The organism is Pseudonocardia acidicola (genome assembly GCF_012911935.1).
Classification (GTDB): Bacteria; Actinomycetota; Actinomycetes; order Mycobacteriales; family Pseudonocardiaceae; genus Pseudonocardia; species Pseudonocardia acidicola.
Map to the genome: position 1 here is coordinate 38733 of NZ_JAAXLA010000001.1, position 23049 is coordinate 61781.

A 23049-nucleotide genomic window follows, 5' to 3' on the forward strand; every position below is an offset into this window, starting at 1 on the left:
CGGTCGACCATGCCGAGAGTTTGTCTAAACTATAATTTCTATGACGTCAACCATGGCCGGGAAGGGAGACGGCGCGCACCCGGTGTCGGCAGGACTCGGCCGGGACCTGGTCGGCCTGATCCGCTCTCTGATCCTGACCGGTGCGATCACCCCGGGCGAGAAGATCCTGCCCAAACAGATCCAGGAACGATTCGGTGTTTCCCACATTCCGGTGCGGGAGGCGCTGCGCGCGCTGGAAGCCGAGGGTCTGATCGTCACCGTCCCGCGTCGGGGCACGACCGCCGCGCAGGTCTCGCTCGGCGAGCTCCGCGAGGTCTACGCCCTGCGGCGGCTGCTCGAACCACCGCTCATGGCCGAGGCGGTGCGACTGCGCAGCAGCGAGGCGGCGGCCGCGGCACAGGCGGCACGGCGGCGTCTCGCCGCCGAGTCCGCCGCCGACCTCGACGCGTTCCTGGCCCGGCACCGGGAGTTCCACTGGGCGCTCATCCAGCCGGCGGTCCAGCCGGTCGGCCGCCGGATTCTGGAACAGCTGTGGGTGGTCTCGGAGCGCTACGTGCGGATGAGCGTGGCCGCGCACCGGGCCGACGTGAAGGCGGCCCACGACCACGACACGCTGCTCGAGGCATTCGTCTCCGGCGACGCCGACCTGGCGGCGCGCGAGACCGTGCATCACCTCGACCTCGTCGAGTCCACGATCGTCGAGGCGCTGACCCCTGATCTTTCGTGACCGCCGGTGCCGGTGGTCGTGTACGTGCCGTCACCGCGCCTGCCCCGCCGCAGACCACGACAGACGGCCAGGCCACCGGCGGCCCGGGGCCAGGGGTGCCGCGCCTTCGCGGGCGGCACCGGTGCCGCGGCCGGCCGGCCCGGGGCCTGCATGTGCGGCCACAGGTCGTTGGTGGATCGGGTGAGGGTGCCAGGTCGAATCGGCCGGCGATGCCCGCGGGCTGGTGACCGCCCGACCGACAGCATGGTTCAGGCAGCGAGGTGCGGGAGCGCTCGTCGCCGGGGTGTTCGGTTCGGGTCGATCCACGCCGGTGGGATGAACTCGGGTAGGCCGTCGCGGATGCACACGATCCATTCCGAGTGGTGGAGCAGCCGGTGGTGGACCCTGCAGAGCATGACGAGGTTCTCGAGCTTGGTCTCGCCGTGGTTCTCCCATTCGCGGATGTGGTGGACCTCGCACCAGGATGCTGGGCGTCCGCAGCCGGGGTAGGCGCAGCCGCGGTCGCGGTCGCGGGCGGCGACGGCGCGGCGCAGGCCGTCGGGATGGTGCGGGTGATGCGGCCGACGTCGAGTGGCTGGCCCTTGCCGTCGAGCACGATCGGGATGACGGCGGCGTCACAGGCGAGCATGCGTAGCGATTCGGGCGAGAGTGTGCCACCGAAGTCGAGCATCGCGGCGCGGCAGCGGTTCTCCAGATCCTCGAGGCGGATCAGCACGTTGAGGTGCGGGCGGCGGCCGCCGCACTCCGGGACGTCGCCGTGGTCGAGGGCGTGGACGCACACGTCGGCGAGGGCCTCGGCCTGTCGCTGCCCGGCACTGCGGTCGTCGTCAGCGGTCAACGGCTTGGCGCGCGCGTCGAGCACCGTGGCGATCGCGTCGAACATCGCCGCGTCGTCGAACCGGCCCTTGAGCTTCCCGCCGGCGCCGTTCGGATTCCGGGTGAGGTGTAGCTCGTTCACCGCGGCGGGCGGACGGTCGTCGGGCTCGGGGCCGTCCGCGTCGAGGCGGTCGACCAGCGCCGTTCCCCAGGCGTGCAGTTCGATCGGGGTGTAGTCGGGTGCCTTGTCGGCCAGCTGCTGTTCCACGCCGGCCCACTGGCCGGGGGTGAGCCGCTCGGCGGCCGCGGTTCCGAGCACCTTCGCGATGACCTCGACGTGGCGCAGGCTCGCCTGCCCGGCGCCGAACACCGCGGCGGTGGCAGCGAGCTCGGCGGGGAGCGCGGTGCCGTCGAGCGCGGTGCGCGGACAGACCTGATCGGCGGCGGTGACGCGGCGACGCGCCTCGAACCGTTCCCAGCCGAGCAGATCACCGAGGGCCCCGGCGGTCGACGTGTAGCCGCGCTCGGCGAACGTCCCGCGCCGCTGCAGCGCCGCCACTGTCTCGACGGTGACCCGGTCCAGCTGCCGGCTGACGCCCTCGCAGAGCGTCAGGACCGACAGCAGCTCGTCGTCCGATGCGCCGGATCCGGCGGCCGCCTGCAACTCGGCGACCGCCTGCGTGAGCAGGCGGTGCGCGGCGCCGAGCGGGGTGGGCGACATGTCCTCATCGTACTCGAACATGTGTTCGAGTACGTGCTCTTCGTCGCAGGTCGGTGGCCGTTCGGCGACGGTGGTGACCGCTCCTCGCGGCACTCGTCGACAACGTGTTGCCGACCTTCCTCTCCGAGCTGCGCGCTGATCGCGGCATGCCGACGTGCGATCCATCAGGTGATCTCGCGAGTCGGCTGTGACGATCGCGAGCGGGCCGTCGATGAGCTCATGAGACACCCGATCGAGCTGCCCCCGGCATCCACGACGGGTCCCACCTGACCGCGAAGGACGTGCTGAGTGAGCCGACCGCTCCCCGAGGGTGTCTACGAGTTGCTGCGCACCTCCCGGCTGAACGCGGCGCTCGTCCGGATCGCCGATCTCACCCCGCATTTCGCGTCGGTCGATCCGGCCGACGAGCCGCACGTGCTGGCCCGCCACGTGGCCACGGCGGTGGAGCGGGCGCTGGCCGGGGAACGGGACTCCGCCCGCCGGGTCGCGCTGGTCAACGACCTGCTGCTGCGGGTCGCGGCGCAGGACGAGCAGGTGGCGGCCGCGGCGGAGCAGTTGGTGGTGCTGAGCCGCGAGGTCGCGCCGGGCGTGCGCCGGCTGGAGCGGCCCGTCACGCCGTTGTCGTCGGCTGCGCTGCTGACCAACGCGCCGGAGGAGCCGTCGCTGGGCGCGGAGCTGCGAGCCGAGCTGGCCTCGGCCGACCGGGTCGACCTGTTGTGCGCGTTCGTCCGCTGGCACGGGATCCGGGTGCTGGAGGAGCCACTGGACCTGCTCCGCCGCCGCGGGGTGCCCCTGCGGGTGATCACGACGACGTACGTCGGGGCGACCGAGAAGCGTGCCGTGGACGCGCTGGTCGAGCGTTTCGGCGCCGAGGTGAAGGTCTGCTACGAGACCCGCTCCACCCGGTTGCACGCCAAGGCCTGGCTGTTCCGGCGCAACTCCGGGTTCGACACCGCCTTCGTCGGCAGCAGCAACCTGTCCCGCTCCGCGCTGGTGGACGGCCTGGAGTGGAACGTCCGGCTCTCCTCGGTGGCGACCCCGGACCTGGTGCGGAAGTTCGCCGGCACGTTCGACTCCTATTGGGCCGATCCCGCGTTCGTCGACTACGACCCGGACCGCGACGGCGACCGCCTCCGCGCCGCGCTGGGGCAGGACCGGGCGGACCCGGTCGCCGTTTCCGGGCTCGAGGTGCGGCCCTACCCGCATCAGGAGGCGATCCTCGAGGCCCTGGACTCGGAGCGGACGGTGCACGACCGGCACCGCAACCTCGTGGTGGCCGCGACCGGCACCGGCAAGACCGTCGTCGCGGCGCTGGATTACGCCCGGCTGCGGCGCACGTTGCCGCGGGAGCGGCTGCTGTTCGTCGCGCACCGCAAGGAGATCCTGGAGCAGTCCCGGCGCACCTACCGCGAGGTGCTGGCCGACGGGGCGTTCGGCGAGATCTACGTGGCGGGAGAGCGGCCCGAGCGCTGGGAGCACGTGTTCGCCAGCGTGCAGTCGCTCGCGTCCTACGGCGTGGAGCGCCTGCCGGCCGGTCATTTCGACGTCGTCGTGGTCGACGAGTTCCACCACGCGCAGGCCCCGACCTACCAGCGGCTGCTCGACCATCTGCAGCCGCGCGAGCTGCTCGGACTCACCGCGACCCCGGAGCGCGGCGACGGCGTCGACGTCCGCGCGCACTTCGGCGGGCGGACCGCGTACGAGCTGCGCCTGTGGGACGCGCTGAGTGCGGATCTGCTGGTCCCGTTCCACTACTTCGGCGTCGCCGACGACGTGGACCTGCGGGGCATCGAATGGAAACGCGGGTCGTACGACGTCGGCGCGCTGGACCGCGTGTACACCGGCAACGACGCGCGGGCCGCCAAGGTCCTCCGCGAGACGAAGGACAAGGTGACCGACGTCCGCCGGATGCGCGCGCTCGGGTTCTGTGTCTCGGTCAAGCACGCCGAGTACATGGCCGAGGTGTTCACCCGCGCCGGGATCCCCAGCCTGGCCGTGTCCGGGGAGACCCCCGCGGCCGAGCGCAGTGAAGCCCTCCGGCGGCTGCGGGACCTGGAGGTGAACTGCCTGTTCGCCGCCGACCTGTTCAACGAGGGCCTCGACCTGCCGCAGGTCGACACGGTGCTGTTCCTGCGGCCCACACAGAGCTCGACGATCTTCCTGCAACAGCTCGGGCGCGGGCTGCGCCGGGCGCCGGGCAAGGCGGTACTGACGGCGCTGGACTTCATCGGGCAGCACCGCCGTGAGTTCCGGTTCGACGTCCGGTACCGGGCACTGACGGGCGGCAGCCGCAAGGCACTCGCCGCCGACATCGAACACGGGTTCCCGTTCCTGCCCTCGGGCTCCCAGCTGGTGCTCGACCGGGTCGCACAACAGATCGTCCTGGACAACGTGCGCCAGCAGTTGCGGCTGTCGCGCCGCGACCTCGTCGCCGACGTCCGCTCGCACGGCGATCTCCCGCTGGCCCGCTATCTCGATGAGTCGGGCCGCGAACTGCCGGACGTCTACAAGAATTCCGGGTCCTGGACGGGCCTGCGGCGCGACGCCGGGCTGCCGACGCCGCCGGCCGGGCCCGACGAGACGGGCCTGCTGAAGCGGGTGGTGGTGTTCGCGCACGTGGACGACCCCGAGCGGGCCGACGTCTACACGCGCCTCGCCGACCCCGACGGGCCGGACTACGCCGCGCTGACCGAGCGGGAGCAGTGCCTGGCGCGGATGCTGTTCTTCCTCGTCTGGCCGGACCGCGGCGGCTTCCCGTCCTATCAGGACGGGCTGGACCAGCTGCGCCGCCACCCTGCGGTGTGCGCGGAGATCCGCGAACTCGTGGCGCTCGGCCTCGACCGGGCCCGGCACCTGCCGCGGCCGCTGGGGGAGGGAATGCTGCACGTGCCGCTGCTGAGCCACGCGCACTACCGGCGCGAGGAAGTCCTGGCCGCGCTGGGTTGGGCGTCGATGACGCGGAAGGCCTACGGGCACGCGCAGGGGGTGGCGTGGGCGCCGGAGACCCGGACCGACGCGCTGCTGGTGAACCTGCGCAAGACCGAGCGCGACTTCTCGCCGACCACGATGTACCGGGACTACGCGATCAGCCCGGAGCTGTTCCACTGGGAGTCGCAGAACAACACGACGGTCGCGTCGACGGTCGGGCAGCGCTACCTGCACCATCGGGAGAACGGCTCGCACGTCGCGCTGTTCGTGCGAGAGGCGCCCAGCGACGAGTTGGGGGCCGCGCCGTTCCTGTGCCTGGGGCTGTGCGACTACGTCGAGCACCAGGGGGAGCGGCCGATCGCCATCACCTGGCGGGTGCGGCGGGCGATGCCCGGCGACACGTTCCGGGTCGCGGGTGTCGTGGCGTCGTAGCAACCGGCGGCCCGGATCAGCGCCAGTCCGGAGCCGGTGCGTTCGACCCGGGCGTCGGTCCCGGCCACCGGGGCGAACCCGGGCACATCCTGGGGGAACAGCACGCGCTGCCCGTCCGGGCCCTCGTACGCGGCGCCACGAGGACCAGCGCGGCCCGAACGGGCCGGTCCGGTCGCAGCAGCTGTTGTAGACCCGGGCGCGATGGCGGTGACCGGCCGGTCCGCGGGCGGTTCAGTCCGCGAACCGCGGCGTCCGCTTCTCGAACGCCGCCGTCACCGCCTCGACCTGGTTCGGGCTCCCGATCAACGCCCCGATCTCGTCCTGCTCCGCCGCGAATCCGGTCGCGAGGTCGACGCGTCCTGCGAGGTCGAGCAGTCGTTTCGCGGCCCGCACCGCGTGCGGGCTGCGGCCGGCGATCTCGGCGGCCATCGCCAGTGCCGCGGCGCGCGGATCGGGGTCGACGCGGGTCGCGAGGCCGAGGGTGACGGCCTCCTCGCCGCTGACCCGCCGCCCGGTGAGGGTCAGCTCCTTGGCCACGTCACGGCCGACGAGCTCGGGCAACAGCTGCGTGCCGGTCATGTCGGGGATCAGCCCCCACTTGATCTCCAGCACCGACAGGGTCGCGTCGGGGGCGACGATGCGGATGTCGGCACCGAGGGCGATCTGCAGGCCGCCGCCGAGGGCGTTGCCCTGGACTGCGGCGATCACCGGCACGGGGAGCTCGGCCCAGATGAACGCGGCGCGCTGGCCGGTCGCGCGGGCTGGGCCCGCGGACGGTGGCAGCTGCACGGAAGCAGACAGGCGTTCCCCGGCCGCCATCGCGCGGAACGAGCCGAAGTCCAGGCCGGCGCAGAAGTCCGGACCCTCGCCGGCCAGCACGACGGCACGCACCGACGTGTCGGTCTTCAGCTGCTCGCCCGCGGCGACCAGTGCGGCGAACATCGCGGGGTCGAGGGCGTTGCGCTTCTCCGGCCGGCTCAGCCGGACGTCGGCGACGCCGTCCTTCACCGCGACCTGGACCCGCTCCTCGTGCGCCATCGCATCCCTTCCGCCCGGACCGGCCACGCATGCTAGCTGAACGGTCGTTCAGGACTGCGCTGTCCGCGGTGGTCCACGATCCGCATCGCGATCTCGGTGTAGCGCTCGATCCGGCGCCGCACCCGGCACTCCACTGCGGCCCGGACCATCGCGCCCGGCCGGCGGACCGGCTCGGGGTCGAGCGGCATCGCCGGGTGGTACGCGTGGGCGCGCTACCCCATGGTCGTGGAACCGTCCAGGGACTCGCGGATGATGTCCGCGTGGCCGGCGTGCTGGGCGGTCTCGGCGATGATGTGCAGGAGCACCCGTCGTGCCGACCAGCGGGCTCCCGGTTCGAACCAGGGAGCCTCCGGAAGCGGGTGGGAGAGGTCGAGGTCGGGCAGTTCGGCCACGACCTGATCGGTCCGGCGTGCCACCTCGTCGTACTGCTCCAGTAGGCCGGCGAGGGTCTCGCCCGGCAGCATCTCGAACGTCGCGGCGTGCTTGGCCAGGCTCTCCTCGTCGAGTCCGGCCATGGCCTGGGGACCGTGCAGGACGAAGTCGACCCATCCCTTCTCGACGTCGGCGACGTGCTTGATCAGGCCGCCGAGGCAGAGCCGGCTCACGGTGGTGCGCCGGGCAGCCTGCTCGTCGTCCAGGCCGCGCGTGGTGAAACGCAGGAAGAACCGGTGCTTCGCCAGCGTGTCCAGCAGATCCGCGCGCTCGCCGCTGGTGATCGTCCGCGCGGTGGTGCCGTCGGTGGTGGTCATGGGGTCCGCCTCTCCTCGTCGCCGTCGAGAGCAACGCTAGGGACCACAGCTCGCGGACGCTGCGGCCGCTGTCCCCGCTCCAGGCGCAGCGCGGTGTCGACGGCGGTTCAGCTGAACCGCTCGATCGCCGGACGGCTGATCGAGCGCCTTTCGGATCGTCCGCCCGGAAGCCCCCGATCGGACGTTGCCCTCCACCGGGCCGGTCGCGATCACCGGACGGCTATCGTCGGCTGCTCGCCCCGCGCTCATGCCGAGGAGGACAGTGCCCGAGCAACCCGCAACGTCCGTCGGCCGCGTCGTCGGCACCGAGGACTCCACCCCGCTGCAGTTCAGCGTCGCCGTCGCCGAGGACGCCTACCTGCAACTCGACGACGTCGTGGTCACCGTCCGTGCCGTCCCCGGCCTGCGCCCGGTGATGACCTCCGGTGTGGTCACCCAGGTCCGCGCGCGCCACGAGGGCGCGAGCTTCGGCTCGGACGTCTTCCTCATCGCCGACGGGGTGCTGCCCGCGCAGGTGCAAGAGATCGCCGAGGTCACCACCACCCGGGTCGAGCCGGAGTGCTACGTCCCGCCGCGGCCCGGCGAGCTCGCCCGCCGCGCCACCGGCGACGAGCGGGCGCAGGCGCTGTACTTCGACCAGATGGAGAAGAAGGTCGCCGTGGGGCTCGGGCGCGACGGCGATCCGATCTACGTCAACCTCGACTTCCTCGACGGCACCCGCGGCGGGCACGTCTCGATCAGCGGCATCTCCGGTGTCGCGACCAAGACCAGCTTCGCGCTGTTCCTGCTCTACTCGATCTTCACCGGTGGCGCGCTGGGCCGCCGCGCGCTCAACGCGAAGGCGCTCGTGTTCAGCGTGAAGGGCGAGGATCTGCTCTTCCTCGACCACGCCAACACCCGGCTCGACGACGAGCTGCGCGCCGACTACGCGCGGCTCGACCTGGCCGCGGCGCCGTTCGCCTCGGCCGGGTTCTTCGCCCCGCCCACCCCGGACGACCTGTCGGGTCGCCCGTATGTCTCGGGGCGGACCAGCGGGGTCGCCGCGTTCTGGTGGACGCTCTACGAGTTCTGCCACGACGAGCTGCTGGCCTACGTGTTCGCCGACGCCGAGGACGAGCGCAACCAGTACACGATGGTGATCCACCAGGTCGCCGCCCGGCTGCGTCGCGAGGCTGTCGAGACCGGCGACGGGGGAGCGGTCGCGATCGAGGGCCAGGTGCTGCGCACCTACGACCACCTCGTCGACTTCATCTCCGATCAGCTCACCGACGAGGACACCCGGCGCGACTGGGCCGGCCCGGTCACCGGCGTCGGCACGATCAACGCGTTCCTGCGCCGGCTGCGGTCGAGCCTCAAGCCGCTGCGCACGATCGTCCGCGGCGACCTGCCCGACACACCCAGCCGGCGGGTGAGCACGGAGAACCAGCAGGTCACCGTCGTCGACCTGCACAACCTGCCGGAACGGGCGCAACGGTTCGTGGTCGGCGTCGTGCTGGCCTCGGAGACCGCGCGCAAGGAGGCGGCGGGCGCGGGCGGGCTGCTGTTCACGATGATCGACGAGCTGAACAAGTACGCGCCGCGGGAGGGCTCGAGCCCGATCAAGGAGGTGTTGCTCGACATCGCCGAGCGGGGCCGCTCGCTCGGGATCATCCTGGTCGGCGCGCAGCAGACCGCCAGCGAGGTGGAGCGGCGGATCGTCTCCAACTCCTCGATCAAGATCGTCGGGCGGCTCGATCCCGCCGAGGCCGGGCGCCCGGAGTACGGGTTCCTCCCGCCGTCGCAGCGGGCCCGGGCGACGCTGGCCAAGCCGGGCACCATGTTCGTCTCCCAGCCCGAGATCCCGGTGCCGCTCGCCGTCGAGTTCCCCTTCCCGGCGTGGGCGACGAGATTGTCGGAGTCGGCTGGTAGTCCTTCGACGAGCAACGGCGCGGCCCGGCGCGACGCGTTCGCGCGGCTGCCCGTCGCCGACGACCCACCGCCGTTCTGAGCCGTTCGAGGAAGTCATGAGGTTCCTGCACACCGCCGACTGGCACGTCGGCAAGACGTTGAAGGGCCACAGCCGCCTCGACGAGCAACGCGAGGTGCTCCGCGAGATCGTGCGCATCGCCCGCGAGCAGGAGGTCGACGCCGTGCTCGTGGCCGGCGACCTCTACGACACCGCGGCGCCGAGCGCGCCGGCTCAGCAGCTCGTCGTCCAGGCCCTGATGGCGCTGGCCGGCACCGGCGCCCAGGTGATCGTCATCGCCGGCAACCACGACCACGCCGCCACCCTCGACGCCTACCGCCCGTTCGCGGGCGCGGCCGGCGTGACGCTGGTCGGCGCGGTCCGGACGGCCGAGCAGGGCGGCGTCGTCGAGTTCACCTCCCGCAGCGGTGAGCCGGCCACGGTCGCGGTGCTGCCGTTCCTGTCCCAGCGCTACGCGGTGCGCGCCGCCGAGCTCGTCGCGAACACCCCGGCGGAGAACACCGGCGCCTACGACCAGCTGCTCCGTGATGTCCTGGTGAGCCTCACCGGCGGGTTCCGCACCGACGCGGTGAACCTCGTGATGGCGCACCTGACCGTGCTCAACGGGACCTTCGGTGGCGGCGAGCGCACCGCGCAGTCGATCTTCGAGTACGCCGTGCCCGCGACGATCTTCCCGGCCGACGCGCACTACGTCGCCCTCGGCCACCTGCACCGGCGGCAGAAGATGGCCGCGCCCGGCCCGGTGCACTACTGCGGCGCCCCGCTCGCCGTCGACTTCGGCGAGCAGGAGAACACGAACGTGGTCTGCCTGGTCGAGGCCACCCCGACGACGCCGGCGCGCATCACCGACATCCCGATCACAGCGGGACGGCGGCTGCGGACACTGCGCGGCACCGTCTCCGAGCTGGCCGCGCTGACCGACACGGTGGGCGAGGATTTCCTGCGCGTCTGGGTGCGTGAACCCGCCCGCGCGGGGCTGCGCGAAGAGGTGACCGACCTGCTGCCCAACGCGCTGGAGGTCCGGATCGACCCGGACTTCGCCACACCGGTCACCGGATCCCGCCCGTCGACCGGTCCCGGTGCCGAGCGCAGCCCGTCGGAGCTGTTCCGCGAGTACTGCGCCCGCCGCACCGTCGCCGACCCGCGGCTCGACGCGCTGTTCGCCCGCCTGCACGACCGCGTCACCGGGGGTGCCTGATGCGCCCGGTACGCCTGGAGATGCACGGGTTCGCGGCCTTCCGTGAGCCGACCACGGTCGACTTCACCGGCACGGAGTACTTCGCGCTGGTCGGACCGACCGGTTCGGGCAAGTCGACCGTGATCGACGCGATGACGTTCGCGTTGTACGGCTCGGTGCCGCGCTGGGACGACCGCCGGACGGTGGCGCTCGCGATGGCCCCGAGCGTCAACCGCGGCACCGTGCGGCTCGTGTTCGACGCAGGCGGCGCCCGATACGTCGTCGCGCGCGAGCTGCGGCGGTCGGCGCGGGGCGGGGTCACGGTCAGGAACGCCCGGCTGGAGCGGCTGGCCGACCCGGCCGAGGTCGACGGCGACACCGAGGTCCTCGCCGCCGACTCCGACGTGACCAGGGAGGTCGAGCGGCTGCTCGGACTGCCGTTCGACCAGTTCTGCCAGTGCGTGGTGCTGCCCCAGGGCGACTTCGCGGAGTTCCTGCACGCCAAGCCCTCGGACCGGCAGAAGATGCTCACCCGGCTGCTCGGTCTCGACGTCTACGAGACGATCGCCAAGGAGGCCAACCGGGAGGCCGCCGCGGCCGGCGAGCGCGCCGAGGTCATGGCCGGCCAGCTCGCCGCCTACGCCGACGCCACCGACGAGGCGGTCTCGGCGGCGGGGGAGCGGGTGGCGGCGCTGGAGGCGCTGTCGGGACGGGTGGCGGCGCGGCTGCCGGAGTTGACGGCAGCGGCCGCGGCCGTGTCCGACGCCGAGGAGGTCGTCACCCGGCTGCGTGACGAGCGGTCCCGGCTCGCCGCCCTCTCCGTCCCGAATGGACTGTCCGACGTGGACTCCCGCCGCCGGGCCGCGGTGGCGCGGGCCGAGGCTGCACAGCAGCGCTTCGCGGCTGCCGAGACCGCGGACACCGCGGCCAGGGAGGCGCGCGCCGCGGCCCCGGAACGCGGTCCGCTCGAGCAGGCCCGCCGCGACCACGCCGACCTCGCCACGGCGCTCGCCGCGCAGCCCGGCGCCCGGGAGACGCACGCCGCGGCGCTCGCGGCCTACGAGTCGGCGACCGCAGCCGCGGCGTCGGCGGCGGCCGCGGTCGAGGCGGCGCGCACCGACCGCGACACCGCGGCCACCGCTCTGCAGTCGGCACGCGAGGCCGCGCAGCGGCTCGCCGACGAACGGGGCCGGCTCACCGGGCTGCGCGTCCCCGACGGGCTCGACCGGCTCGACAGCCGGCGCCGCGCCGCCGACGACGACCTCGCCGCCGCGCAGAAGGCCCTCGACGCCGCCGAGGCCGCCGACACCGCCGCCCGCGAGGAACTCGCCGCCGCCCCGGCGCGCGGGCCGCTCGAACAGGCCCGTGCCGACCACGCCGCGCTGGCCGCCGCGCTCGCGGCCGAGCCCGGCGTGACACAGCGGCACGCCGGCGCCGTCCGCGCCCGCGAGGCGGCGGCCGAGCAGGTGGCGCAGGCCCGGCACCGGGTGACCCACGCCCGGGAGCGTCGCGACGCGGCCGCCCGCGCCGACCGGGCGGCCGCGCTGCGGCCCTCCCTGGTGGCGGGGGAGCCGTGCCCGGTCTGCGAGCAGGTGGTCGTCACGCCGCCCCCCATGACGGGCGCCGCCGACCTGACTGCCACCGAGGATGCCGTCGGTGCCGCCGAGCAGGCGCTCGAGACGGCCCGCGCCGAACAGACGGCCGCCGCGGCGGCCGAGCAGCGCGCCGCGGTCGACCTCGAACGGGCGACCGGGGAGATCGCCCGGCTCCGGGCGGCCCTCTCCGGTGCGCCACCGACCGCCGCGGCCACCGCCGACGCCCTCGCCACGCTGGACCGCATCGCGCAGGCCGCGGAGCAGGCCGACGCGACCATGCGGCGCGCACGCCGGGACCGTGAGGACGCGGCCCGCGCGGTCGACGCCGTCCGGGGTGAGCTGGCGGCGGCCGTCACGGCGCTGCGTACCGCCCGGGACCCGCTCGTCCCGCTCGGCGCCCCGGCCGTCACCGGCGACGACGTACTCGCCGGCTGGACCGCGCTCGCGGGGTGGGCCGAACAGGAGATCGCGATCCGGGACGCCGCGCTGCCCGGAGCCCGGGACGCCGCCACGGCCGCCGAGCAGGCGGCAGGGGCCGCGGTGCGCGCCTTCGAGGGCGCGGAGCAGACGGCGGCCGCGCGCCGCGGCGAGGAGACCGCCGCCGCCCGCGCCGAGCAGGCCGCCCGCAGCGACCTCGACGCGCTCGACGACCGGATCGGCCGGCTGCGTGCGGCGCTGGAGACGGCGCCCTCGGATGCGGAGGCGGCCCGGGAGCTGGCGCGGCTCGACACCCTCGACGCCGCGGTCCGCGCCGCCGACGCCGAGCTCCGCGCTGCGCGCAGCGCGCGGTCCGCGGCGGACACGGCCCTGGCCGAGGTGAACCGTGACGTCACCGCGGCCTGGGACACGTTGCGCGCCGCCCGGGACCCCCTCGTCGTGCTCGGCGCCCCGGCCGCCACCGGCGACGACCTGCTCGCGGCCTGGACGACGCTGGCCGACTGGGCCACCGCAGCCGGTGCCGAGCGCGCCGGCCGGCTCCCGGCCGCCGAGTCCGCGGTCGCCGCCGCCCGGGACGGACATGACGGCCTCGGACGTGCCCTGGCCGACGATCTGGCCGGCCACGACGTGCCCGCACGCGCCCCGCTGGGCGAGACCGCGCCGGCCGCGGTCGCCGAGGCGTTGGCCCGGGCCCGCGCCGCGCGCGAGCGCATCGCCGAGCGCCGCGACGAGGCCGCGACGCTGCGGGCCGACCGGGCGGAGGCCGAGACGGCGCAGCAGGTCGCGAAGATGCTCGGCAACCTGCTGCGCTCCGACGGGTTCCCGCGCTGGCTGGTCGCCTCCGCGCTGGACGTCCTGGTCGCGGACGCGTCGGCGAGCCTGGCCGAGCTGTCCGGCGGGCAGTTCGAGCTGACCCATGCCGACGGCGAGTTCCTCGTCGTCGACCACGCCGACGCCGACGCGCACCGGCCGGTCAAGACGCTCTCCGGCGGGGAGACCTTCCAGGCCAGCCTCGCGCTCGCGCTTGCGCTGTCGGCGCAGATGTCCACACTCGCCGCCGAAGGCGCGGCCCGGCTCGACTCGATCTTCCTCGACGAAGGGTTCGGCACCCTCGACGAGGCCAACCTCGAGGTCGTCGCCAGCACCCTGGAGAACCTCGCGAACCAGGGCGACCGGATGGTCGGCGTGATCACGCACGTGCCGGCGCTGGCCGAGCGCGTTCCGGTCCGCTACGCCGTGAGCCGGGACCGGCGGACGGCATCGGTGGTCCGCGAAGGACTGTGAGCACGGACCCGGGGCCGGCGCAGCGGCCGGCCCCGGGAGGTGCTCACTCGGTGTTCTCCCCGTGCACCGCGAAGACGGCACCGAACAGGTCGGTGAGAACGCCCATCCGCCCGAACGGCGTGTTCATCGGCGACATCAGCACCGTGGCGCCGCCGCGCTCGGCGGCGGCCACCGCGGCGTCGACGTCGGCGGCCCCGAAATAGGGCAGCCAGTGACCCGGGGTGCCCTCGGGGGCGCCCATCATCCCGCCCACCCCTCCGGCCACCTCGCCGTTGACGCTGAAGGTGCCGTAGTCGTCGGGAGCGCCCTCGACGGGTTGGTAGGTGTAGCCGAACACCGCGGAGTAGAAGCTCTTGCCCGCAGCCGGATCGGCGAGCCGTGCGTCCTCCCACACGAGCGAACCGGGCTCGTTGTAGATCTCGATGCCGATCTGTCCGCCGGCCTGCCAGACGCCGAACGCGGCGCCGGTGGCGTCGAGGGCGACGAGCATGCGGCCGTTGCCCGGGATGTCCATCGGACCGGCGAGGATGGTCCCGCCGTTGCCGGCCACCAGCTTCGCGGTGGCGTCGGCGTCGTCGCTGGCCAGGTAGACCGTCCAGAACGAGGGCTGGTCCTCCTGCATGATCGGGCCGATGCCGGCGGCGGCCTTCCCGTTCGTCCGGGCGACGTGGAAGTGGCCGAACTCCTCGCCGGCGTCGACGAACGACCAGCCGAGGACGGCCCCGTAGAACTGTGTCGCGGCCGAGATGTCCGGTACCGCGAGATCGACCCAGCACGGGGTTCCGGTGGGCCACCGGGTGTCGCGAGTGGGCATGCGCACGCACCTCCATCGGGAGTGGGATAGGGCACACCCAAGCACGGGTCACCGACAGTTCGCAGCAACCGATCAACCACCCCGGGCACCGGGGACCGGACGCGGCTATCGTCGTCGGCTCGCCCCCGTTCCCGGCGCCGAGGAGGACCGTGGCCGCCCAACCTGCCCCGTCCGGCGATGCGACCGCGGCGCCGTCACGCCCGGGGATGCGGTTCTCCGTCGACCCGTGGGACCCGTCCTACGGATCGAGCCTGGACGCCGAGGACCTCGGGGAGTCGACCGCCCGGGTCGTCGCGGACGTCGAGATACCGGCCGATCGGTGGCGTCCGCTCGATCCGGGCCCGGGCGTGACGCCCCCGCCGGCGACCCTGTTCGTCGACGGCGTGCGACGCATCGACGCCCAGGTGTGGGTCGAGGAGCCCGGCACCGGGGCCGCGTCCCCGGCCCTGTGCGCGTCCTACGCGGCCGGAGTGGTCTGCTGCGGCCCCGAGGGTGCCGATCTGGTGGCCCACGACGTTCGCCGCGGGCTGTTCACCACCGCAGCGCACGCCGTCGACGTCGTGACCCCGGCCGGGACCTACGAGGCGAGCCTCGCCGACGCCCGCCGGGACGTCGCGCCGGCGCAGGCGCTGAGCGTCGCGCTGCAGGCCCGCCTCCGCGAGGTGGAGATCGCCACCGCGGTCGCGGCGCGATCCGGACTGTCCACTTCGGATGACCTGCTCGTGGTCGACGGCCCGCTGCGCGGCCGCCAGCACCTGCCCCGCGCGCTCGGCTACATCAAGAGCCACCGCAGCGAGTACCTGCCGGCGCCACTGAACGGGCTGGTCGCCGCGCTCGGCGCCGGCCAGCGCACCCCGGTGTTCCTGCTCGGCAGCTCGTGGGACCGCTACACCTGGTACCTGCGGCTGCCGTGCGACCCCGGCGCGCCGTGGGCAGGCGTGGTGCGGCTGGAGTGCAGCGCCACGCTGACCGGTGCGGCGGCCGCCGACATGGCGCGGTTGAGTCAGGTGACGCTGTGCCGGTATGCGTCCGAGGGGTACAAGGACGCGCGGGCGCCGCAGAACCTCTATCCGATCGCCGGGTTGGAGCGGCAGCTGCGCCGGCGGTTGGGGGATGCGGTCGTGCTGTACCGGGCACTGCGCCGGGCAGCCCATCGCTGATCAGGCCTGGCGCCGGCACCGGGCCACGGAGGGGATGAGCGGTTGCGCGGACACCGAAGCCGGAGACTGACGTCGATCGACATCGGCGCCTGGCTCTTCAGATGCAACCCCCGGTCCTGGGCCGACGGCCGATCCGTCGACGGTTGGTGTGCGCTGCCGACCTACCGCCTCGAACTGATCGAACCCGCTCAGCCTGCGGTTCTCTGGGTGACCGGCAGCCGGGGCGCCGAGCCGGAACCGGGGATCTGGATGGCCGGTTTCACCACGGGAGAGATCGATCCCGGGCGGGACGGCCGTCGCCCGTACGTGGGCCTGCGGATGGCCGGGCTGCAGGCGCCGGTTCCGCGTGAACGGCTTCAGGCTGATCGCCGTACCGACCGGCTCGAGGTGCTGCGCGTCGCGCACGGCAGCAACCCGTCCTACCTCACACCCGAGGAGAAGGCTGCGGTGGAGGAGATGATCGGTGGTTGGCCGGACCCGATCGGGGGCGCCGACGCGTGGTGCCGCCCCGTTGGGTGATCGGCGCTGACACGATAGGGCGGTCATTGCTACCTCCGGGTAACAGGTCGCGCAGGCTATCGCGATCCTTAGTCATCACGGACTCGCGGGAGGGCGACATGGACGCGGAATCGGCAGGCTGCGGCGGCCCCACCGGAATCGTTCGCCCGTCCGGCGAGGTCAGCCGGGCCACGCGAGGTATTCGCGACGACGCCCGTGCGCAGGTGCTGGTGCGGCACGCGCGGTTGATGTCCTCGGGGCGCCCGACCGTCTGCAAACCCAGCCGCGCTGAGATCGAGGGGCGGATGCCGAGCCCGGGGCGGGGCTCCGACGGCAAGGTCATCTACCCGGATCGGGAGTCGGCGGAGGCGGCCGCCCGGGAGCTCGAGCTGCTGGGCGCGCGAGCGCTGCGTGCCTACCTGTGCAGGCGGTCCCGGCACGGGCACTTCCACCTCACGACCGACGCGGTCGCCGAGCGCTCCCGGGCGTCGCTCGCCATGCGCATTCCCCGGCAGCGCGACGCCCGCTCGGCCTGAGCACGGCCGCGGACGACGACCCCGGAGTGCACGACGTCGTCGCAGTCCCGGTCATCCTGCTCACCGCCGGGCCCAGGACGGCGAGATCGCGCGCGTGCGGTTCTACGCCTCCAGCCGGCTGCGCGCCCGGTCCGGTCACGTGCCGGGCACACTGTGCGTGTTCGGCCACGTCGTCCGCGAGCTCACCGAGGGGCAGGCCCGCAGCCTGGACCTGCTCGCCCACCAGGTCGTCGACGTGCTGGAACCGCGGCGCCGCACCCGGCTGCTGACCACAGCGGTCGGCATCGGCATCACCGACGGCGTCGACGGCGTCGCCGCGGTGTGGTTCACCCTGCCCGACGCGGCTAATGGTGCAGCAAGGACTTGAGGGCGATCATCACCAGGCCGAGGGCCGCGGTGACCGCCGCCGAGCCGAACCGGCGCATCCCGTGGCGCTCCGCGTGGCCCGCGGCCACCCAGCCCAGCCAGAACAGCAGGGCCGTTGCGACCAGCAGGCCGGCGTTGGCGGCCACACTGGGCTCGGCCCCGAGCAGCCCGGCGACGAGCAGGCCGAGCAGTGGCACCACCGCCGCCACGACGAGGCCGGAACTGCCCGCGAACGCCGCCCGGATTCGCGCCCAGGTCTTCGCAACCGGCGCCTGCACGTGCGCGAACAGCACCCGGGAATAGACCTCGGCGAGCCAGAACACGACGCCGGTGAACAGCACCGACGCCACGATCTCCACGAACGACCCCGTCTCGGACGCGACCGCCATCACGGCGGACGCCACGATCAGGCCGTACAGGTCGGCCGGGTTCGCCGGCAGCAGTCGTTCGCGCCAGGTCCCCGTGGTCAGCGGCCCACCTGCCCGCGTCACGTCCTCGTCTGCGCCGCTTGCTGGTCGGTCGGTGGCGCGCCGGCGGCCGGTTGCTGGTGGCCGAGCACCTTGGCCTTGGCCTGCTCGTAGTCCTGCTGCGAGATCGACCCGCGGTCACGCAGGTCGGCCAGCTTGCCGAGCTCGTCGGCGGTGCTCGTCCCGGCGCCGGCGGCCTGCTGGACGTACTGGCGGAAGGCCTGGTCGTTGGCCTTCGCCTGGGCCAGCGCCCGCTCGTTCATCGACGGCCCCCGGGCGATCAGGTACACCAGGGCGCCGAGCCACGGGATGATGATGATGAACAGGGTCCACAGCGCCTTGGCCCAGCCGGACAGCTGGTGATCGCGGAAGATGTCGCTCAGGATCACGATCAGCAGCCAGATCCAGGCGAACAGCAGCATGAACCAGAAGATCGACACCAGGATGTTCCAGAGCGTCATCGTGTACTCCTCGCTCGCCGGGGGAGCCAGGTAATCGGCCGCCCGGCGGGCAGCATGCGCCGGTTGGGGCAGTTCGTGCCTCACCCGGGGCGGGTGAGCGACGGCGCTACGCCCCGGCTCGGCCCCCCGGCCGGTACACGGTCGGTGCCCGGCGCGCCCTGCCGTGGTCGACACGGGTGCCGCCGGGCCCGATCTCACCGTCGCGGGCGAGCGCCGCCGACCGCGAATGCCGCCGCGACCGCGGCGTCCGGCGACGCCGGATCGGGACGGCGGACGCCGTCCACCGGCAGCGCCTCCGCGAGACGGCCCAACCGGCCGTCCTGGTCACCGGGCCGGCGCAGGAGCGATGTCCCTCCCCCCACGGGGAGGGACATCTCCGGTCAGTCGCCGCGTTCCCGGTGGTAGGCCTCCCACATGTGCTCGGCGAACCAGGTCATCGCCGGCCCGTTGGGATCCACCCCCGGGAGCAGCCGGATCGACTCGTAGGCCTCTTCCAGGGCCCGCACCAGCAGGTCGCGTTCCAGATCCACAGCCGACTTCGTCGGGGTCCCCATCCCACGCTCCTCACGGTTGGTCGCAGCCGTTGCACCGGGGAGCCTGCCGGGCGCCGGCGGCGCCGGGCGTCGGCCCGACGAGGCCAGAACGGCGGCGCAACTCGACCTCCGGAGACGAGGACGGGCTGGTGCGGGGCGGGCCTGGCGGTCAGCGCGGGCCGGAGCGGGCGACCGGCACCGGCTCGGCGCCGTCACGGGGAACCGGGTAGTGGACGCCGCCGGGCCGGCGCACGCCGCGCTCCTCCACCCGCCGGGTGACCTCGCGGCCGCCCTCCCCGGTCCGGGCCAGGGCGTAGAGCGCCAGGTCGCGGTGGCTGGGTTCGTCGGTGCGGCGCAGGAACCGCGACAGCTCGTGTGCCGCGGTCCGCGAGTCGCGCGCCTTCACCCAGGCGGCGAGCTCGGCCTCGGCGACCTCGGTGCGGCAGCTGGACATCCGCACGCACACGTACTCGATGTCCTCGTCGGCCAGCTCGCCGACCAGGGGCGCGTGCAGCCCCTGCTCGGTGAGCAGCTGGTGACACGCCCACAGCCCGATCGGGGTCAGCGACACGACCGTGGGGTCGGGGTCGTCGCGCCGGGCCAGCTCCGCGAGGTGGGCGTGGTCGTGGCTCTCCTCCAGCTCGACGGCCCCGAGCAGTTCGAGCGCATCGAGCAACGCGGTCACGTCGCGGCGCCAGAGCCGCTGCTCGACGTCGCCGGCCAGATCGTCGACGACGCAGCCGAACTGCTCGTTGACCGCGTCGCGGACCAGCCGGTGGAACAGCTCCACCGGGACCGGTCCGCCCGCGGCGGCGTACAGGTTGAGCCACAACATCGGGAAGGCGTCGCCGAGCGACATGCTGAACAGCGACGGCGAGCCGAACACATTGCTGCCGCCGAAGTGCTCACCGAGACTGCCGAGGGCCTCGAACGCGCGGCGCCACAGCTCGATGGGCCGGTGCAGCAGCTGGGCGGCGCTCTTCACCGGGACCAGCCGCCGGTGGACGATCCGGACGAGCCGGGCCTGCCGCGCCCAGTGCATCAGCAGGGAGATCTCGGGCAGGTCGTCGGCGGTCCGGGCGGTGTCGCGATAGAACTGGTCGAGCCCCAGCGAGTCGGCCAGGGCGAGCGCGTCACGCAGCCACAGCCGGCCGTCCTTGGTCAGCCGGCGCCCGGCACGCACCCAGCGGGTGAACGCCCGCAGCTGATCCAGCGCGACGCTGTTCTCCGCCGCGGTGACCAGCTGGGCCGCGGTCGGCAGCAGCACCGGGCCCAGGTCGGGCGGGGTGTCGCGCTCGGCGTCCGCGCGCCGGGCCTCCTCCTGGATGATCGCGTCGAGCACGTCGTGGTCGATGTCCAACTCGCCGCGCCGGGCCTGCTCCAGGAACCGCTGCAGGGCCAGCACGTCGCTCTTGTCGACGCCGTGGCGCATCATCTGCATGCCCCAGAACTTGCCCAGGTCGTAGTTGCGCTCGTCGGCGAGCGCGTCGAACAGCGCGGGCGTGCTGTCGTCGACCTGGGCGTGCAGCTCCGCGGGCGCCGCGGAGCGGGCGTCGAGGTGGTCCATCTCGGCGAGCAGCGCGATCAGGGCGTGCAGCGCAGCCGGGATCTCGGCCCAGTCGGAGTCGGCCACCGCCACCGTGCGCGGGAACCAGACGGCGAGCGCGTCGGCGACGTGTGCCCGGGTCCAGTGCCCGAGCCGGCCGTCGACCCCGTGCTTGTAGTCCAGGGCGGCAGCCACCAGCGCGGGATCGACCTCGCGACCGCATCGCCGGGAACGGGCCAGAACAGCGGTCAACAGGCGATCCCGGACGACGCTGTACTCCTCATGTTCATGAGGCGCGAAGACCAGGCGCATTTGGTCCACCTTGGCAGCCCGCTGATCTCGGCGTTCACGCGGGGGGCGGGTGAACCCCTTCCGCTGCGGGGCGTGATCGTTCTAACGTCTATGTGTCAGTAGTCACACCTTCGGCGTCGGCGCTGGTCGACCCGCCACCGAGGAGGTCGCCGTGCACCCGCACCGCCTGCAACAGCTCGTCGCATCGGTCTCTGCCACCATCGACGCGGAGCAGCGCGCGCGACTCGCGACGCACGCCGACACCTCCGACAACTGCCGATGCCGCATCGCGTCGCTGCGCACCGAGCTCGACCGGGCGCTGGACGGGGGCAGCCCCGAGCGGGCGCTCGGCCTGGCCTGCGAGCTCGACGGCCTGGAGCGGGTGCAGCAGCGGCTCGACGGCCGGCTGCTCGCGCTGGTCGACGAGCTGACCCGTACGCCGTACACCGTCGACTACGGGGACGGGGTTCCCGCCTGAGCGGCCCGGGCTCGCGAACCGCCGGTCCAGCGGGTCGCGAACCTCATAGATACAAGGTTGCATCCATAGGGCTACGGTCGGTCCGTGCCGCCTCCCGAGCAGCCCCCCGCCGCCGACCGCGCCTACGCCGTCACCAAGGAACTCGTGCTCACCGGCGAGCTACCCGGCGGGCACCTGTTCAGCGAGGGCGACATCGCCGACCGGCTCGGCATGAGCCGGACCCCGGTGCGCGAGGCGTTCCTGCGGTTGGAGGCCGAGGAGCTGCTGCGGCTGATCCCCAAGCGCGGCGCGATCGTCGTGCCGGTCCCGCCCGGCGAGGCCGACGACGTGCTCGACGCTCGGGAGGCCCTCGAGACCGCGGCGGTGCGGCGGCTGCTGCGCCAGCCCGAGCTCGTGGCGCCGGCGGTGGCCGAGCTGCGCGCGGTCCTCGAGGTGCAGCGCGGCCACGCCGCGGCCGGTGACCTGCGCGCCGTGGCCGAGGCTGACGAGGCGTTCCACCGGGCCGTCGTCGCGGCCGGGCGCAACGCGCTGACCAGCCGTTTCTACGCCACTCTGGCCGACCGGCAGCGCCGGATGAGCATGCACGCACTGGGCCCGAACCCCGACCAGGTCGCGGTCGTGCTGCGCGAACACGCCGCGTTGGCCGACATCATCGAGGCCGGTGACGAGGCCGGGTTCGCCGACGCGCTGCGCGCCCACCTCGACGGCACGCACCGGGCGGGAGTGGCCCGGTGAGGTCCCGCTCCTGGCTCGTCGTCGCGGCGGCGATGTTCTGCTGCGGCTGGGGCGGCAACCAGTTCACCCCGCTGCTGATCATGTACCGGGACGCGGCCGGCTACTCGGTGCTGACCGTCGACGCGTTCCTCGGCGCCTACGTGGTCGGCCTGGTGCCGGCGCTGCTCACCGTCGGGGCGCTGTCCGACCGGTTCGGCCGGCGGCCGGTGATGATGGCCGGCACCGTCGCGTCGCTGCTGGCCAGCGGGCTGCTGGCGCTGGGCGAGACCGGCCCGGTCCCGATCTTCCTGGGCCGGTTCGTCACGGGCGTGGCGGTCGCCGTCGCGATGGCCGTCGGCTCCACCTGGGTCAAGGAGCTCTCCGACCCGCCCCATGACCCGGACGCCGGGCCGGGCACCGGTGCCCGGCGGGCGGCGCTCGCGCTGACCGTCGGCTTCGGGCTCGGCGCGGGGGTGGCCGGGGTGCTCGCGCAGTGGGGGCCCTGGCCGATGGTGCTGCCCTACGTCGTGCACGTGGCGCTGACGGTCGGGGTGCTGCTGGTGCTGCCGCGGTGCGTCGAGACCCGGGGGCCGGGCCGGGCCGGGCGACTCGCGGTGCCCGCCGTGCGCCACCCGCGGTTCCGGCGGGTGGTGCTGCCGATGGCCCCGTGGGTCTTCGGTTCGTCCGGCGTCGCCTACGCGATCATGCCGCAGGTCGTGGGGGACAGGCTCGGGTCCTGGGGGCTGGCCTACTCGACGCTGCTCACCGTGTGCACGCTCGGTGCGGGCGCGCTCGTCCAGCCGATCGCCAAGCGGCTCGACCGGGTCACCGACGCCCGCGCCGTCATCGTCTCCATGATCGCGATGTCGACCGGGCTGGCACTCAGCGTGGTCGCCGCGAGCGTGCGCTCGCCGTGGCTCGCCCTGGCCGCCGCGATCGTGCTCGGTTCGGCCTACGGGATCGCCGTGGTCTCCGGGCTGCTGGAGATCCAGCGGCTCGCCCGGCCCGACGAGCTCGCCGGGCTGACCGGGGTCTACTACGCGCTCGCCTACGTGGGGTTCCTGCTACCGGCGGCGCTCGCGGTGCTGTCGAAGCTGGCCGGCTACCCGGTGCTGCTCTCCGGGCTGGTGCTGATCGCGCTGGCCGGCACCGCGGTGATCGCTCGGTCGTCGCGGTCCCACTTGCCCGGGTCGTCGCTGCCGGCGTCCTCGGCGGGGAACGCGGGGATCACCTCGGTGGTCAGCAACTCCACCGAACGCTCCGAGACCGCCCTCGGCAGGTCCCCGAACGCCAGCCGGCAGAGCAGGTAGTTCA

21 protein-coding genes and 1 pseudogene are annotated in these 23049 nt (G+C 73.7%); 12 read left to right on the forward strand and 10 right to left on the reverse strand.

From position 1 onward, the window contains the following. The first annotated feature begins 40 nt into the window (after positions 1-40). Entirely contained in the window at positions 41-727 is a 687-nt protein-coding gene (locus HF526_RS00165; protein WP_211176564.1) for a GntR family transcriptional regulator, read from the forward strand. 248 nt (positions 728-975) lie between these two features. Here the strand turns inward: HF526_RS00165 and HF526_RS37245 are convergent, their stop codons facing one another. Both HF526_RS37245 and HF526_RS37250 read right to left on the reverse strand, forming a co-directional pair. After that, on the reverse strand, positions 976-1260 hold the full coding sequence (locus tag HF526_RS37245; protein ID WP_169379277.1) for an HNH endonuclease signature motif containing protein: 285 nt from the start codon (positions 1258-1260) through the stop codon (positions 976-978). A gap of 59 nt (positions 1261-1319) precedes the next feature. Then, positions 1320-2645, reverse strand: a pseudogene (locus HF526_RS37250) (DUF222 domain-containing protein); the annotation flags it as partial. Between HF526_RS37250 and HF526_RS00185 the strand changes: the two are divergent. Continuing rightward, positions 2553-5624: a DUF3427 domain-containing protein gene (locus HF526_RS00185; RefSeq protein WP_169379129.1), complete on the forward strand. Its 3072-nt coding sequence runs from the start codon at positions 2553-2555 to the stop codon at positions 5622-5624. The pseudogene HF526_RS37250 and the gene HF526_RS00185 overlap by 93 nt on opposite strands. Before the next feature lie 231 nt (positions 5625-5855). On the opposite strand, the gene HF526_RS00190 is transcribed toward HF526_RS00185, so the two are convergent. From HF526_RS00190 to HF526_RS00200, 3 genes are read right to left on the reverse strand one after another with little or no spacing between them, the layout of a single operon-like run. Further along, entirely contained in the window at positions 5856-6662 is an 807-nt protein-coding gene (locus HF526_RS00190; protein ID WP_169379130.1) for a crotonase/enoyl-CoA hydratase family protein, read from the reverse strand. A gap of 32 nt (positions 6663-6694) precedes the next feature. Next, positions 6695-6850 (reverse strand): hypothetical protein, encoded by a 156-nt coding sequence (locus HF526_RS00195; protein ID WP_169379131.1) that lies wholly within the window; start codon positions 6848-6850, stop codon positions 6695-6697. 24 nt (positions 6851-6874) lie between these two features. Then, positions 6875-7411 (reverse strand): DinB family protein, encoded by a 537-nt coding sequence (locus HF526_RS00200; protein ID WP_169379132.1) that lies wholly within the window; start codon positions 7409-7411, stop codon positions 6875-6877. A 262-nt stretch (positions 7412-7673) separates the two neighbouring features. On the opposite strand from HF526_RS00200, the gene HF526_RS00205 reads away from it, so the two are divergent. From HF526_RS00205 to HF526_RS00215, 3 genes are read left to right on the forward strand one after another with little or no spacing between them, the layout of a single operon-like run. Beyond that, positions 7674-9398, forward strand: a complete 1725-nt coding sequence (locus HF526_RS00205) for an ATP-binding protein (protein ID WP_338051186.1) — start codon at positions 7674-7676, stop codon at positions 9396-9398. Positions 9399-9414: 16 nt separating this feature from the next. Further along, entirely contained in the window at positions 9415-10575 is a 1161-nt protein-coding gene (locus HF526_RS00210) for an exonuclease SbcCD subunit D (protein ID WP_169379134.1), read from the forward strand. Then, positions 10575-13871, forward strand: a complete 3297-nt coding sequence (locus tag HF526_RS00215) for an AAA family ATPase (RefSeq protein ID WP_169379135.1) — start codon at positions 10575-10577, stop codon at positions 13869-13871. Before HF526_RS00210 ends, HF526_RS00215 begins: the two co-directional genes overlap by 1 nt. 43 nt (positions 13872-13914) lie before the next feature. Here HF526_RS00215 and HF526_RS00220 read toward each other — a convergent pair whose 3' ends face one another. Beyond that, entirely contained in the window at positions 13915-14685 is a 771-nt protein-coding gene (locus HF526_RS00220) for a VOC family protein (RefSeq protein WP_169379136.1), read from the reverse strand. 149 nt (positions 14686-14834) lie between these two features. On the opposite strand from HF526_RS00220, the gene HF526_RS00225 reads away from it, so the two are divergent. From HF526_RS00225 to HF526_RS00240, 4 genes are all read left to right on the forward strand, one after another. Continuing rightward, on the forward strand, positions 14835-15845 hold the full coding sequence (locus HF526_RS00225) for a hypothetical protein (RefSeq protein WP_338051187.1): 1011 nt from the start codon (positions 14835-14837) through the stop codon (positions 15843-15845). 207 nt (positions 15846-16052) lie between these two features. Then, entirely contained in the window at positions 16053-16364 is a 312-nt protein-coding gene (locus HF526_RS00230; protein ID WP_169379137.1) for a hypothetical protein, read from the forward strand. 98 nt (positions 16365-16462) lie between these two features. Beyond that, the gene (locus HF526_RS00235; protein ID WP_169379138.1) at positions 16463-16879 is read left to right on the forward strand and encodes a hypothetical protein; all 417 of its coding nucleotides are present in this window, start codon (positions 16463-16465) and stop codon (positions 16877-16879) included. A 94-nt stretch (positions 16880-16973) separates the two neighbouring features. Next, positions 16974-17246 (forward strand): hypothetical protein, encoded by a 273-nt coding sequence (locus HF526_RS00240; RefSeq protein WP_169379139.1) that lies wholly within the window; start codon positions 16974-16976, stop codon positions 17244-17246. Here HF526_RS00240 and HF526_RS00245 read toward each other — a convergent pair. The 4 genes from HF526_RS00245 to HF526_RS00260 all read right to left on the reverse strand — a co-directional run bounded on the left by HF526_RS00245 (position 17224) and on the right by HF526_RS00260 (position 20504). Beyond that, on the reverse strand, positions 17224-17736 hold the full coding sequence (locus tag HF526_RS00245) for a hypothetical protein (protein WP_169379140.1): 513 nt from the start codon (positions 17734-17736) through the stop codon (positions 17224-17226). The two genes, HF526_RS00240 and HF526_RS00245, sit on opposite strands and share 23 nt — an antisense overlap. Next, positions 17733-18173 (reverse strand): SHOCT domain-containing protein, encoded by a 441-nt coding sequence (locus HF526_RS00250; protein WP_169379141.1) that lies wholly within the window; start codon positions 18171-18173, stop codon positions 17733-17735. The genes HF526_RS00245 and HF526_RS00250 overlap by 4 nt, the downstream gene beginning before the upstream one ends. A 380-nt stretch (positions 18174-18553) precedes the next feature. Further along, complete coding sequence (locus HF526_RS00255; RefSeq protein WP_169379142.1) at positions 18554-18727, reverse strand: hypothetical protein; 174 nt, start codon at positions 18725-18727, stop codon at positions 18554-18556. A 148-nt stretch (positions 18728-18875) separates the two neighbouring features. After that, positions 18876-20504 carry a hypothetical protein gene (locus HF526_RS00260; protein WP_169379143.1) on the reverse strand — a complete coding sequence of 543 codons (1629 nt, stop codon included), beginning with the start codon at positions 20502-20504 and terminating at the stop codon, positions 18876-18878. A gap of 211 nt (positions 20505-20715) precedes the next feature. Here HF526_RS00260 and HF526_RS00265 point away from each other — a divergent pair, with 211 nt between their 5' ends. The 3 genes from HF526_RS00265 to HF526_RS00275 all read left to right on the forward strand — a co-directional run bounded on the left by HF526_RS00265 (position 20716) and on the right by HF526_RS00275 (position 23045). Then, positions 20716-21021, forward strand: coding sequence for a hypothetical protein (locus tag HF526_RS00265; RefSeq protein ID WP_169379144.1), 306 nt, complete (start codon positions 20716-20718; stop codon positions 21019-21021). An 84-nt stretch (positions 21022-21105) separates the two neighbouring features. Further along, positions 21106-21756 carry an FCD domain-containing protein gene (locus HF526_RS00270; RefSeq protein ID WP_169379145.1) on the forward strand — a complete coding sequence of 217 codons (651 nt, stop codon included), beginning with the start codon at positions 21106-21108 and terminating at the stop codon, positions 21754-21756. After that, the gene (locus HF526_RS00275; RefSeq protein ID WP_338051188.1) at positions 21753-23045 is read left to right on the forward strand and encodes an MFS transporter; all 1293 of its coding nucleotides are present in this window, start codon (positions 21753-21755) and stop codon (positions 23043-23045) included. The genes HF526_RS00270 and HF526_RS00275 overlap by 4 nt, the downstream gene beginning before the upstream one ends. Positions 23046-23049 lie beyond the last annotated feature (4 nt).